Raw genomic sequence first — 12,287 nt, 5'->3', positions numbered from 1 at the left:
CTCGATCGCTCGGGTGTTGTCGTGCTTCAGCACTCGGTCAGACGGCTTCGCTCACCTCGCGGCCGATGCCGAAGCGGTGCAGCACTCGTTGTCCCGTACCGGTGGCCAGCAGCAGCTCACCCCAGTGGTCATCGAGTGCGCGTTGAGCTGCCAGCGACCCGTCGAAGCCCTCCGGGAACCCGACGTTCGGCATCGACCCGAAGAAGGCGAGGCCGGTCGAGCTCTCGACGCGATGGCGTATCTCGGGCAGCTGCTCCTCGCGGAGGACCTGGTTGAGGATGAACCCGGCGACCGGCAGGCCGGCGGCACGTGCGATGTGGTGCGCGCCCACCAGAGCAGGGACCTGTCCAACCTTGCCGGCCTTCGCAACGAGTACGGCGGGGAGCTGCGAAACGCGGCAGGCGAAGAAGTTCGCCAGATCGTCCTCCGGGGCGATGGCGCCGGTTCCGCCCGCGCCCTCCTGGAGGACGACGTCGCTGTGCCTGGTGCACTCCCGAAACCCCAGCTCGATCGCCTCCACAGCCTGCTTCCGCAGCGTGGCCGGGACGGCGGAGAAGTCGATCTGGTCGGCGCTGGCGATCGGCACCTCACCGACAGGCGAGCCGCCGACGAAGATCTCACCGGCCTGCTCGTCTGCGGCGGGCACCACCACGACCGGTGCGTTCCACCAGGAGACCGGCCGGTCGGCCGCGTTGCAGTTGTAGAACGCGCCGCGCCGCCAGAGGTCCGGCTCCGGGCAGGCCACATCGGCGAGGTTGACCACGCTGACCGGCTTGAACGCCTGCACCTCCAACCCGCGGGAGCGCAGGATCCGCGCAAAGCCGACTGACAGGCCGGACTTGCCGGAACCAGCCGCCGCACTCAGGATCGTGAAGCCAGACGTCGTCGCGGTCATGAAGAAGCGGTCACCTTTCTACGGCGTGCAGTCGGAGGAATTGCTCGGCGCCGGCGGTCACATCGGCGATGGCGTCGCGCGAGCGCTTGGGCAGCTGCCTGACGACGTCGACATCGACGCGGCCGTGCCTGCGGTCCCAGGTCCAAATCGCTGCGGTCGAGCCGCCGACCAGCACCGAGCCGCGGGCTTCGCCGATCGAATTGAAAAGCGAATCGTACGCATCGTCCGCGACATAACGCCGGCGCGACTCGTGATACCCCTTGAGACTCGGATCTTCGTACGCCGTCAAAGCTGTGTGCGTCGGGGAGATTTCGGGAGTTCGACGCAGGGCGTCTTCGTCGTCCGCGCGCAAATACATGATGGAATCGTGAGAATCAAGCTTTGCCGATGTCAATAGTGGCAAACATGCATCCAGCGCTGCTCTCGCGTCCGACATTCTCACCCCGCTCCACCAGACGAAATCACGAAAGGTTGCGGGACCGTAACACTCGAAGTATCGAAGGATCAAGCGTCGAATCGCGTCCTGGTACGAAAGGGACGGATTGACGAGTTCGGTATCCGGGCGATGATGTTCGGCGCGCAGGAAAACCTTCACCTCGTGGTGCATGGACGTCGATTCGTTGAACGCGGAGAGTGCGCCGTCCTCCCACAACGACTTGACGGCCAGGACAGCCAGCTCCTTCGCCACCTTGCTGCCGCCGCGGACGCGGTACGCCCCGGACACGGCCGCGACGAGCGCGCGGTACTCCGTCGGGCTGACTGCCAGTACCTCGAGCACCGTGGCCCGGTGGCGCTTCCAAGCCGCCGTGGACAGGCCACGCCGCCGAAGCTCGGCCAGGTACGCGCCCCGCCGTTGAGGAAGCGTTGCGACGTGGGCGACGACCGCGTCCTCCGGCGTCAGGATGTGCAGGGTGCGCCGCATGCAGCGGAGCTTGACGAGGTGCCCCTGGGGTGCCAGCGCCTGCTGGAGGTGCTCGGGAACGAACGACTCGTTCCGCGCGTGCAGGGTCACGAACGGCGTCAGCAGCCGGGCGGCGTGGAGCCCCATGTGCTGGGTGGCCGCCTGTTCGAGATCGGTCGCGCCTTGTCCGCCGAACCCGTGGCGCGACAGCGTCCACTGGCGTTCCTGGCCGGCCGTCAGTTGGAGATGGCGGGATGACGGCATACCTCACCGATCTGTTGGGGATTGGCGTGAACGAGCGGACGATAGCGCACGGTCGGCGATGCCGTCGGGATGTGAGCGTGTCGCCTTTCGGTGCGCGGTTCATGTCGTGACGTTCCGGCCTGAAGCGTTTAAGGTTGGCGGTCCGTCCGCTGCCGAAGCTCGAGGAGTCCGGGGATCGTGAGACCCGCCGATCAATCCGAGGAACGTCGGAACTTTCGACTGCTGGTGGGTTCGTCGGTGCTCGCGAAGCTCGCGGACTACGGTCTGCTGCTGGTCGTCCCGCTGGCGGTTCTGCAAAACACCGGCTCGGTGGCCTGGTCGATCGTCGCGATTTCGCTCCGCGGTGTCGCCTACGCGGTTTCTCCGCTGATCGGCGCGCTGATCGATCGCTATGACCGGCGTACCCTGTATGTCGCGGCGATGATGCTGCAGTTCGCGTGCGCTGCCGTCGTATCGCTCTCGACGCACAACACGGTCGTTCTTTCGCTGGCGGTCTTCCTGTCCGGATTGGGTGGTGTGGCCAGCTCGATTTCCGGGCAATTCGTCCTGGTGCCGGCACTGGTCGCCAAAGAAAACCGGCCGGAGGCGGTTTCGAAACTCGCATTCGCTGTCGACCTGGCCAAGCTGGCAGGCTTTCTCGTCGGCGGTGTGAGCCTCGGCGGTGCAGGGCAGAAGTTCGCGCTCGGAGTGGTCGCCGCCTGCTATCTGCTCGCCGCCGCGGTCGGCTACCTGCTCCCTCGCCTGCCGGTCGAGGCCGAGCCGCAGACTCTGATCGCTGACTTGCTCGTCGGCTTCACCTGGCTGAAGCAGCGTGACCTGGCTTTCCTGGTGGGAACGATGGCGCTGTCGAACCTGGCGATCGGGTCGTTGGCCTCGGTGCTCGTCACGCTGTTCGGCGATCGTGATGTCGATCCGACGGTGATCTCTGTCGTGCTCGCCGGCAGCCTGCTGGTCGGTGCGCTCGGGTCGCGGCTGGGATCCCGCCTGCCGCGGCGTTGGTCGGCGCCGATCCGGATCCTCGTCTGCCAACTGCTCCTCGGGGCCGCGTTCTTCGTCCTGACCGGCGCGCCGTCGGTCTGGCTCCAGGTGCTGTGCTTCGGCGTGGTCGAGTTCGCGGCCGGCCTGAGCAACGTCGCCTCGATCACCTTCCGCCAGGACGTGATCCCGTCGGAGGTGGCCGGCCGGGTCAACAGCGTCATCCGGATGTTCATCGCGGGCGCGATCCCACTGTCCGGAATGGTGTACGCGGCCAGCGAAGCACTGCACGTCCCGTTCTGGGCCCCGGCCATCGTCCTGGAGGCCTTGTCCCTGCTCGTCTGGTCCGTCTTCGTGCTGGTCATCGGCCGTGGAGCGACCACCGCACAGCTGCCTCGACCGGCGGGAAGCGTCGGTCAAGCCAACGGGGGATCCAGCAGTTGATCCGGCCGTGGAGCTCGACCGAGGCGGTAGACAAGGACCGGCCGTAGGACGGTCGCGTCGACGGGCGCGCCGCGCACTCCGGCGCGAAGCCGAGCGACGGGAGGCCCTCGCGGGCCAGGGCATGGCTGCCGGCACCGGATGCGGCCAGCTCACGACGTTTCAGTTGAAGCCTCTGTTTCCCCCGGCCCAAGCCGCCCCGGGTGACCGGGGCGGGAGGAAGGCTCCAGCTGGAGCCAGGTGGGTACCGCTTCGGGCATGAGCAGGCAGGCGGCGTACGACTTCTACCGCTGCAAGCTCGACCAGCAGGACGAGGCCGCCGCGGCACGGCTGGCAACCTGCCGGCCGGCCGTCGCCTAGGCAGGAGCCTGACGACCACACGCTGTGCCACGATGGACAAGTGGAGGAAGCTCGCGACCTGCTGGAGGCGCAACGACGAGAAGCGCTCCAACGGCTTGCGAGCCTTACGGGCGACTTTCACGAGGTGGTCGCCGCGTCACGAGACTCCAACGCCGACGACGAACACGACCCTGAGGGTGCGACGATCGCCTTCGAGAGGTCCCAGGTCACATCGCTTGTGCAACAGGTCCAGCAGCAGCTGGCGGAAATCGAGGCCGCGTTCGACCGACTCTCAGTCGGCACCTACGGCACTTGCGAGAACTGCACCCAACCCATCCCGCTCGCCCGCCTTCAAGTCAGACCCGCGGCCCGCACCTGCATCACCTGTGCTCAGGACCACGCGAAGTGAACCTCGAGCGAGACCTCGAGCTTCGTGTCTCCGGGGGTGATGTGAATTTCGGACTCGAACCCGGCCTGGGCGTTCAGAGCCTGCTCATGGAAGCCGTGGTGGCTGTAGGTCTCCGAGATCCCGGTGACCGCGCCGAGGTTGCGCCCGGCCAGTTCGGCCAACTCCTCGGCCTTCTCCCGCGCCTGCCGAAAGGCCAACGCCCGAGCCTTCGTCAACAGCGCGGCCTTGTCGCCGACGTCGAACCGGACGGCGTGCAGGTCGAGACTGTTTCCGGCCGCCTCCACAGCCACGTTGAGCAACCGCCCGAAGCCGAGCAGATCCCGGCTCGTCACGGTCAGCAGATGGGCCGCGCCGTACATCTGCGGCCGCCCCGGCTCCCGGTAGTGCTGGGAGACCTCGACTTCGGTCGTCCTGATCGCGGACGTGTCCACACCTTCGGCCCGCAAAGCTGCCATCACAGCGTCGGTACGCTCGGCCACCTCGGCGACAGCGGTCGCCACGTCGCCGGCCTGGTATCCGACCGCCAACGACATCCGCAACACATCGGGCGGCGCACTGGCCTGCCCCGACCCCACAACTGTTATCCCTGCGTCCATCTCGGCAGTGTGCCACCGGCTACAGAGGTTTGCTGACGCCTGACCGTGAGGCGAACCGCATCGGGTTCCGGGCATGGGCGAACAAGGCGATCGGTGTCGCGATCGAGGTCAGGACGGACAGCACGACGCTGAACCGCCACACCAGGGTGAGCGCGTCCGGCGCGGCCGCCCGGGCGACGGTCGGCCCGTAGTCGCCCCGCCGGACCGCACGGCGAAACGCCGACACCTGCCCCGACCTGATCCGCGACCTGAGTGGTCGGTCGTCGTACGGCGCCGTCCGTGTCACGGGTGGTTGGGCCACCGCTGGATCCTCCCGGGGATGCCTCGCGCGTTGTCGTGCCGCTCGGTGAGCAGGACGTCGAGAGCAGCCTTGACCGTGGCCGCGTCGGGGCTGAGCAGAAGCGGGAGATCTACCGGGCGCACCGGGTGCCCGTCCGGGCCGGTTCGTTCGACAGCGACGAAGGTGTACGTCGCGCGGCTCTGCACGACGCCGACGCGGAACTCGGAGATCTCGTCCCACGTCACCCGGTTGCCCCGGACAACCAATCCGTCGCCGTCCACGACCACCCGCACCGTGGGGACCAGGAGCCACGCGATCCAGAGCGCGACGCCGAGCAGTGGCGCCCCGAACACGGCACCGACCACGATCGGCATGGTCGGGTTCGGACTGGTGAAGGAGTAGCCGATCATCGCGACGAACGGCACCGCACAGGCCACGATCGCGGTGATCGCCTTGCGAGACGTCCGCAGTTCGAACGATCCGGTACGACGGAACTCGCCGAGCAGCCGCTCCGCCGCCGGCGGAAGCTGCCAGGGGAGCGGAGGGTACGCCGACGGTGCCACGACGCTCGACGATACGACATCGTCGCGCACCACGTCGCACCGTGAAGGCTCAGCCTTCATCACTGCGACGGTGGCGAAGCTGTGCTCGCCGGCCGCGCTCAGTGGGATGAAGGGTTTGGCTTCAACATGCCGCGATGGCTGGTGTGTGCTGTCACACTCGCGGCACTCGATAGTTCGACCAGAAGGGTCACCGCCCATGCCCTCGAAACTGTCCCTGAGAATCGCCGTCGTCGTGGCCGCCGCAGCGAGTGTCGTCGTCACCGCGCCGGTCGCCCTCGCGACACCCGACGACGTCGGGAAGCCCACTCTGACCGGTGTCACCGCCAAGGTGCCCGCCGCGGTCGCCGCTCCTCTCGGTGCCTCCCGGCAGTCGCTGGTCGACGCGGTAGCAGCCGATGCGCTCGGCAGGACCCACGACGGACGGGGTCTCGCACCAGCCGTTGCCCTAGGCAAGTTTGGCGCCCAGGGCCGGAAGGTCGTCGTCGACGTCCGGTCGGCGGCACCGGGCTGGGCTCGCGGCGTCGCGTACGTCGAGGCGCCCGCCACCGCGGAGGCCACGCCGGAAGGCTGGCTGTACATCGCCCGCTACACAGGCGGCAGCTGGGTCGCCGGGATCGAGGGCGACAGCGAGTTCGCCGAGTACGTCGCGTCGTCCCCGCTCGTCGGCGCAGCCGAGCGTCGCACGATGACGGCGTACGCGAACCACCAAGCTGCGACCACTATGACGACGACGGCGAACACCGGTGGGTTGTTGCTGCCGTGGATGCCGGACTACTACATGACGCTCACCGGCGGGCCGCACGCCAGCGACGGCGCGACCGGGCACTGGAGCAGCCTGGACTTCTCCGGCGGCAACGCCAGCGGCCGGGTGCGCTCGTCGCGAGACGGTACGGCGACGTCGATGTGCGGTGCCGGCGGCGGCTGGACGCGGGTGATCCACCCGAACGGCTTCTCGACGGACTACTACCACATGTACAACGCCACCTACTACAACGCGACCCCGATCGGTACGAGTGCCCTGCTCGGCACCATCGGCCGGGACGTCTGCGCCGGCGGATACGCGTCAGGTGATCACGTGCATTGGAGCCTGCGGACGTACGACGCCAACTACAACGGCACCTACACGTGGCTGAACGGCCGCACGATCGGCGGCTGGACCTGGTGGAACGGTTCCAGCCAGTACACGGGCTGCGCGACCCGCCTCGGCTACACCGCCTGCCCGGGCACCGCGATCTACAACCGCACCAGCTGAACCATCACGGACCCCGCACCCGGCCACCACCGGGTGCGGAGTCACGCGACGCTCTGGAAAGGGGTCATCCGCAGCTGATCGGTGGCCGTGATGTCGATGCTGCTGCGGACGACCTCGTCCTGGCCGCCGCTGCCGCCGACCGCGGCCCAGAAGGCGAGTGGCATGAGCAGGGTGCGGATCAGCATCGCCCAGCCGGCCTTGGCGACTCCGACCCGGCTGCCGTCCTTGACCCGGACCAGGCGAGTACCGGTCAGCAGCGCGCCGATTCCGCGGCCGTCGGCGTAGAACCAGCCGTAGAGCAGTGGCAGGACGACGATCAGCGCGATCGCGATCACTCCCGCCCCGGCGCCCTTGTTCGGGTCGGTCGAGCGGACGTAGTAGAGGGTGCCCAGCGCGATCGCCGTACCGTTCACCAGGACACTGTCGATGAGCCAGGCCAGGAAGGCGGACGACAGGGTCGCCTCGACGTACAGCGTGCCGTTTTGTACGCCTTGATGCGACTGGCCACCCCCGCACCGAGCACAGGTGCCAGCTGCTCCCGGACCTGTTTCACACGCTCCAAGCGGTCCTGTTCGTACTCCATGGCCATCGGACGATCTTCGCGCACGTTCGGTTTCGATCGTGCTTAGAATCAGCGATGGCGCGCTACCAGCTGGAGCCGGGAGACTACGGACTGGTGCGCTTCGCCGTCTCGCCGCTCACCGAGCTCGGCAACTCGCTGCGCGCGCTGCGGGCACCGGGCGCCTACCCGCTCCAGGCCCCCTGGTACGCCGCGGTGTGCCGGGTCCGCGACCAACTGCCGATCGACGTGCTGAGCGGACTGATCGGGCCGAACTTCGACACGCCGGACCTGTTCAACCCCCGCCTCGGGGTACCGCTGACCATCGAGGCGCAACTCGCCTACCTGCGGGACCAGGATCTCCGGACGCTGGGATCCGACATCGAGTTCGCGGTCGGCGGGATCCCGCGCCGGCTCGGATCGGCCGGGCGATCCTTCGGTCACCGGCTGGCGGACGCGCTCGCGACGTACTGGCACGTGGCGTTCCGGCCGCACTGGCCGCGGATGCGGGCGACGCTCGACGCCGATGTCGCGCGCCGGGCCCGGTCATTGGCCGCGGACGGCGTGATCGCCACCCTGAACGGCTGCGGCCCCGGCGTGCACGCGGACGCGACGTCGGTCACGGCGCACATCCTGGGGAACGGTCACGACGACCTCGTCCTCCACACCCGCGGCCGGCCGCTGTTCCTCACGCCGTGCCTGTTCACGTTGAGCAGTTCGACGCCGCTCGGGGACTCGGACCCGATGGTGATGTACCGAGCCGCCAACCAGCAGTCGATGTGGGGCGATGCCGCCACCGCCTCGGTCCCGGCCGGCCTCCTCAGCGAGCACCGTCAGCGCTATCTCCGCGCACTCGGCAACGGTCAGACGACCACCGCGCTGGCCGCCAGGTTCGGCGTGTCCCCATCGGCCGCGAACCAGGCCTTACGCACGATGGCCGCGAAAGGCCTCGTCCGCGCCCGGCGCAGCGGCCGCACCGTTATCTACGAACGCACTCCCCTCGGAGACCAACTCATCGACCTCCCCTGACCAGAGCGCAACCACGGCGCGCGCCGCAGCGCTCGAGCTCGCCCTCGTAGGCGGAGGCGCAGGTCTCGGCGGGCGGTGAAGTTGGCAAGGATGCGGATGATCGAGTTTGAGCATCGATCCGAGGCTTCACCCATGCTGGGAGGTCAGGGGATGGCGGTTGTCATGTCGGTCTGGATCTCGGCGGTGCTCAGCGGCCGGTTGTAGATGCGAATGTCGTCGATCAGGCCGCGCCAGCGTTCGCCGCCGCAGCTGGTGCAGGCGGACTGGCCGAACACCAGTGCCTGTGTGTTCGGGACGGGTGCGAGGGTCTGCGTCGCGGTCAGGATCGCTGTGCCGTTCAGGTAGAGCGTGTAGGTGTTCGCGGTGTCGTTGAAGACCGCTGCGACGTGTGACCACTGGTTGAGCGGAACAGTCGGCGTCGTGCTGACGAACTCCCGGCATCCGCCGTTGGCGAACCCACTGGCGATCTGGTTGCCGGTCGTCTGCAGCCAGTAGCCGCAGCCGCCGGTCACCTCCTTGATCAGGATCGTCTGGTAGTTGCTCAGCGCGGTCGGGTTGACCCAGGCCTCGAGCGTGTAGCTGGAGCTGAGGCTGAGCGAGGCGGCGTTCGGCACGGTCACGTTGCCGGCTGAGCCGTTGAAGGACATGGCGCCGCCGTACTTGCCGGCCGTGGACCTGGTGACGCCCGCGCCGGACATTGTCCCGTTGTTCCCACTGCCGGACGAGTCGTTGACCGTCGTACCTGACGTCTCGTTGAAGCCCCACGCGCCGACCAGCCCGGTCGGCAGCTGGGTCGCGGTGTAGGTCGCCACGTAGGTCTGTGCGGTAGCGGGCACGGTGATCGTATGTTGCTGCCCGCCGCCGTCGGACCACGACGCGAACGTGTACGACGTGTTGCCGCTGGTCTGGTTGCGGGCCTCGACGGTGTGGTTGTACCCGACCAGCGTGTCGGCGACGAAGGGCGTCGTACGCGCGATGCCGTCGAGGTAGAGCGTGCGCCCTGTCGGTACCGTGTCGAAGCTCAGGTTCACCTTCTCCGGCCAGATGACGACCGACTGCGTCGAGGTCAGACCGGTCGAGTCGCGAACCGTCAAGGTGATGCGGTACCGGGTGTTTCCGGTGAAGTCGTGTCCGCTCGTGGGGATGGTGAAGGTTCCGCCGGTCACGCCGGTGATCGGCGTACCAGGGTGGACGTGGCCGTCGTGCAGGAAGTCGATGTTCCAGGTGAAGGCGCTCGCGGGCAGCGTGCCGTCGTCGGGGTCGGTGCCTTGGCCGCCGTACGTGATCACGTCCCCGGCCCGGAACCGGGCGCCGTCGGCGGGCGAGAGGATAGTTGCCGTCGGGACGCTTCCGGCGCTGATGGCGACGGGTGTCGAGAGCGAGCTGTTCACCCCGTCGGAGACGGTCAGCCGGACCTGATACGCCCCCGCGGTCGTGTAGGTGTGCGTCGGGTTGGCCTCGGTCGAGCTCGCACCGTCGCCGAAGTCCCACGAGTAGGTGAGCGGTTGGCCCTCGGGATCGGACGAGCCTGCACTGGAGAACGACACGTCCAGCGGCGTCGGACCTGACGTCGGCGTGGCCGCGGCGTTGACGACCGGTGCCTGGTTGTTCTGCACGTACTTGATCCGGCGGATCTTGCTCACGCCGAACTGGCCGCTCTCGTCGGAGTAGCCCAGGTCCGCGTAGTACAAGGCGCCGTCGGGTCCCTCGGCCAGGTAGACGATGTCGCCGTACGGTCCGTCGACCGAGCCGTCGGCGGGCTCGAAGTTGAAGGTCCCGGAGACCGCGCCGTTCGCGTCCAGGGTGAGGCCGCGGATCCAGTTCTGCGCGTAGTCGGCGTAGAAGTAGGCACCACGGTACGCCGGTGGGAACGCGGTGCCGTGGTAGACGAAGCCGCCGGTGACTGCGGCGTCGCGGCCTGCGTGCGGGTACCACAGCAGCGGGCTCGTGCAGGGTGCCGGGCAGGGACCTTCGGTGGCGGGCCAGCCGTAGTCGGCGCCGCGTGCACCGAGCTCGATCTCTTCCTTCGAGGTGGCCGGATCGTTGCCGCCGACATCGCCGATGAACAGTCGGCCGGTCGGCGGGTCGTAGTAGGCCCGGAACGGGTTGCGTAGGCCGCGGGCCCAGATCGTGTCGATGTTCGGCCCGGTGCCGTCGTAGAACGGATTGTCGGTCGGCGCGGTGCCGTCGGTGTTGATCCGGTGCACCTTGCCGCGCGGGCTGGTGAGCAGCGGGGCGGCCGACGGGACGAAGTGCTCGCCGGTGGTGAACAGCAGCTTGCCGTCGTTCGCGAAGTTCAGCGCGCCGCCGTGATGTTCCGCGTTCGCGTCCTGCGGATCCTCGTACAGCACGAACTCGCTGCCGGCCACCGTGCCGGTCAGGTTCGCGTTCGCGGTGAACCGGGAGACGCGGTCGTGGTTCGGCGAACCAAGTGTGTAGAAGACGTAGTAATAGTGGTTCGTGGTGAAGGCGGGGTCGAGGACGAGGTCGTAGATGCCTTGCTGGACGCCGGCCTGGCCGATGTTCGTGATCTGCAGGAACAGCGTCGCACTCGGCGTCGTGTACGGCGGCGGCAGCACCTTGATCTTGCCCTGGAGCTCGGCAACCAGCATGCGCCCGTCGGGCAGGAACTCGAACGTCGTCGGCAGGTCGAATCCGGTCGCGAGGATCTCGTTCTGGAAGTAGTTCGTGTTGGTGACGTTGACGTTCACCGCCGCCGACGTCGTCGTGTTGCCGGACGCATCGCGGGCCCGGGCCGTGAGGGTGTGCGCGCCGTTGCCGACCGTCCGGCTGTCCCACGTCAGTGCGTACGGCGATGCCGTGTCCTCGGACCCGGAGGCCGTACCGTCGACGAAGAACTGCACACCCGCGACGCGATCGTTGTCGGCGGCATCGGCTGACACCGTGACGATGTCGTTGACCGTGGCCAGATTGGCCGGTGACGTGATGGCGACCGTCGGCGGTGTGGTGTCGGCGGGCGTGGAGTCGCTCTTGAAGGCCGCCATGTGCATGACCCAGGAGGCGCCGTTCTGGGTGGCGGTGGCGTTGTACGGTCCTGCCGTACTGACGACCTTGTCCTCGGTGCGGTTGCCGAAGTTGCTACGCCGGGAAGTGAAGCCGGCACCGACCGCTGTCACGGTACCGGCGGATGCGCCGGCACCGAAGATCAGATCCGACGCGTTGGTAGTCGTAGCCGTCCCGCTGTTCATCGCGGAGGTCGTACCGACCGCGGCCGACGACACGTCGAGCGGGTTGGCCTTGTCCAAGCCCGAGTACTCGTGGATGTACATGTCCGCCCAAGCGGTGATCGCGGCCGAGAATGTGGCCCGCACGGTGTTCGCGCCGGCTCCGATGTTCTTGGCGTAGAACACCTGCGAACTCCAGGTGTTGTTGTTCCACCGCGTCACCGGCGCGACGGCGGCGTACGCATTGCCTCTGCTGTCGGACATCGTGACCGACGCGCTCGTGTTCCAGATCAGGTAGACAACGATCAGGTTCCCGCCCGTGTTGGCGGCCGAGAACGCCAGGCTGTTGACCGTGCCGGTGGAGACTTCCTTCGCCCGGCTTTGGACATGGGCCGGTGTGGCCGCGACAGCCGGGCTCGATGTCGCCACCAGACCCACCGCGGCCAGGGCAAGCGTCAGCAGAATCCCCAACGCTTTGGCCGAACGACCGAACCGGTCTCGAATACGAGCCATTGCACCCACCCCCCCACACGCGCAGTCCACGCCCCCAGCGGTGAACATCCCCACCGCGAGTGTGACCTCATCCGACACCCACGGCA

Annotated in this window: 11 protein-coding genes; 4 read left to right on the top strand and 7 right to left on the bottom strand. The window is 67.9% G+C overall.

The genetic code is table 11. The features are described from left to right. Window positions 1-37 precede the first annotated feature (37 nt). Window positions 38-895 (bottom strand): AAA family ATPase, encoded by an 858-nt coding sequence (locus ABZW60_RS00165; protein WP_355472377.1) that lies wholly within the window; start codon window positions 893-895, stop codon window positions 38-40. A gap of 10 nt (window positions 896-905) precedes the next feature. After that, entirely contained in the window at window positions 906-2,060 is a 1,155-nt protein-coding gene (locus ABZW60_RS00160; protein ID WP_355472375.1) for a crosslink repair DNA glycosylase YcaQ family protein, read from the bottom strand. 177 nt (window positions 2,061-2,237) lie between these two features. On the opposite strand from ABZW60_RS00160, the gene ABZW60_RS00155 reads away from it, so the two are divergent. Further along, window positions 2,238-3,479, top strand: coding sequence for an MFS transporter (locus tag ABZW60_RS00155; protein WP_355472373.1), 1,242 nt, complete (start codon window positions 2,238-2,240; stop codon window positions 3,477-3,479). Between the two features lie 397 nt (window positions 3,480-3,876). Then, window positions 3,877-4,224, top strand: a complete 348-nt coding sequence (locus ABZW60_RS00150) for a TraR/DksA C4-type zinc finger protein (RefSeq protein WP_355472371.1) — start codon at window positions 3,877-3,879, stop codon at window positions 4,222-4,224. Here ABZW60_RS00150 and ABZW60_RS00145 read toward each other — a convergent pair. Genes ABZW60_RS00145 through ABZW60_RS00135 form a run of 3 tightly spaced genes read right to left on the bottom strand, consistent with a single transcriptional unit; the run spans window position 4,206 to window position 5,723 of the window. Further along, window positions 4,206-4,820 (bottom strand): SIMPL domain-containing protein, encoded by a 615-nt coding sequence (locus tag ABZW60_RS00145; RefSeq protein ID WP_355472370.1) that lies wholly within the window; start codon window positions 4,818-4,820, stop codon window positions 4,206-4,208. The two genes, ABZW60_RS00150 and ABZW60_RS00145, sit on opposite strands and share 19 nt — an antisense overlap. Before the next feature lie 19 nt (window positions 4,821-4,839). After that, on the bottom strand, window positions 4,840-5,046 hold the full coding sequence (locus ABZW60_RS00140) for a hypothetical protein (RefSeq protein ID WP_355472368.1): 207 nt from the start codon (window positions 5,044-5,046) through the stop codon (window positions 4,840-4,842). 56 nt (window positions 5,047-5,102) lie between these two features. Next, window positions 5,103-5,723 carry a hypothetical protein gene (locus ABZW60_RS00135; protein WP_355472366.1) on the bottom strand — a complete coding sequence of 207 codons (621 nt, stop codon included), beginning with the start codon at window positions 5,721-5,723 and terminating at the stop codon, window positions 5,103-5,105. A 136-nt stretch (window positions 5,724-5,859) separates the two neighbouring features. Here ABZW60_RS00135 and ABZW60_RS00130 point away from each other — a divergent pair, with 136 nt between their 5' ends. Beyond that, window positions 5,860-6,915, top strand: a complete 1,056-nt coding sequence (locus ABZW60_RS00130; protein ID WP_355472364.1) for a M23 family peptidase — start codon at window positions 5,860-5,862, stop codon at window positions 6,913-6,915. Window positions 6,916-6,956: 41 nt separating this feature from the next. On the opposite strand, the gene ABZW60_RS00125 is transcribed toward ABZW60_RS00130, so the two are convergent. Further along, complete coding sequence (locus tag ABZW60_RS00125; protein ID WP_355472362.1) at window positions 6,957-7,328, bottom strand: hypothetical protein; 372 nt, start codon at window positions 7,326-7,328, stop codon at window positions 6,957-6,959. 224 nt (window positions 7,329-7,552) lie between these two features. Here ABZW60_RS00125 and ABZW60_RS00120 point away from each other — a divergent pair, with 224 nt between their 5' ends. Then, a complete protein-coding gene (locus ABZW60_RS00120; protein ID WP_355472360.1) occupies window positions 7,553-8,503 on the top strand; it encodes a MarR family transcriptional regulator in 951 nt (316 codons plus the stop codon). 143 nt (window positions 8,504-8,646) lie between these two features. On the opposite strand, the gene ABZW60_RS00115 is transcribed toward ABZW60_RS00120, so the two are convergent. Then, on the bottom strand, window positions 8,647-12,201 hold the full coding sequence (locus tag ABZW60_RS00115; RefSeq protein WP_355472358.1) for a PQQ-dependent sugar dehydrogenase: 3,555 nt from the start codon (window positions 12,199-12,201) through the stop codon (window positions 8,647-8,649). Between the last annotated feature and the right edge of the window lie 86 nt (window positions 12,202-12,287).

Source organism: Kribbella sp. NPDC003557, assembly GCF_040610805.1.
GTDB lineage: Bacteria > Actinomycetota > Actinomycetes > Propionibacteriales > Kribbellaceae > Kribbella.
The sequence above is the reverse complement of the archived record's forward strand: the minus strand, read 5'-3'. Positions and strand labels throughout refer to the sequence as shown.

What these genes read in the sequence shown, in the direction of transcription:
- ABZW60_RS00165 (WP_355472377.1), bottom strand. Translation starts at nt 895, where the DNA reads ATGACCGCGACGACGTCTGGCTTCACGATCCTGAGTGCGGCGGCTGGT.
- ABZW60_RS00160 (WP_355472375.1), bottom strand. Translation starts at nt 2,060, where the DNA reads ATGCCGTCATCCCGCCATCTCCAACTGACGGCCGGCCAGGAACGCCAG.
- ABZW60_RS00145 (WP_355472370.1), bottom strand. Translation starts at nt 4,820, where the DNA reads ATGGACGCAGGGATAACAGTTGTGGGGTCGGGGCAGGCCAGTGCGCCG.
- ABZW60_RS00135 (WP_355472366.1), bottom strand. Translation starts at nt 5,723, where the DNA reads ATGAAGGCTGAGCCTTCACGGTGCGACGTGGTGCGCGACGATGTCGTA.
- ABZW60_RS00130 (WP_355472364.1), top strand. Translation starts at nt 5,860, where the DNA reads ATGCCCTCGAAACTGTCCCTGAGAATCGCCGTCGTCGTGGCCGCCGCA.
- ABZW60_RS00120 (WP_355472360.1), top strand. Translation starts at nt 7,553, where the DNA reads ATGGCGCGCTACCAGCTGGAGCCGGGAGACTACGGACTGGTGCGCTTC.
- ABZW60_RS00115 (WP_355472358.1), bottom strand. Translation starts at nt 12,201, where the DNA reads ATGGCTCGTATTCGAGACCGGTTCGGTCGTTCGGCCAAAGCGTTGGGG.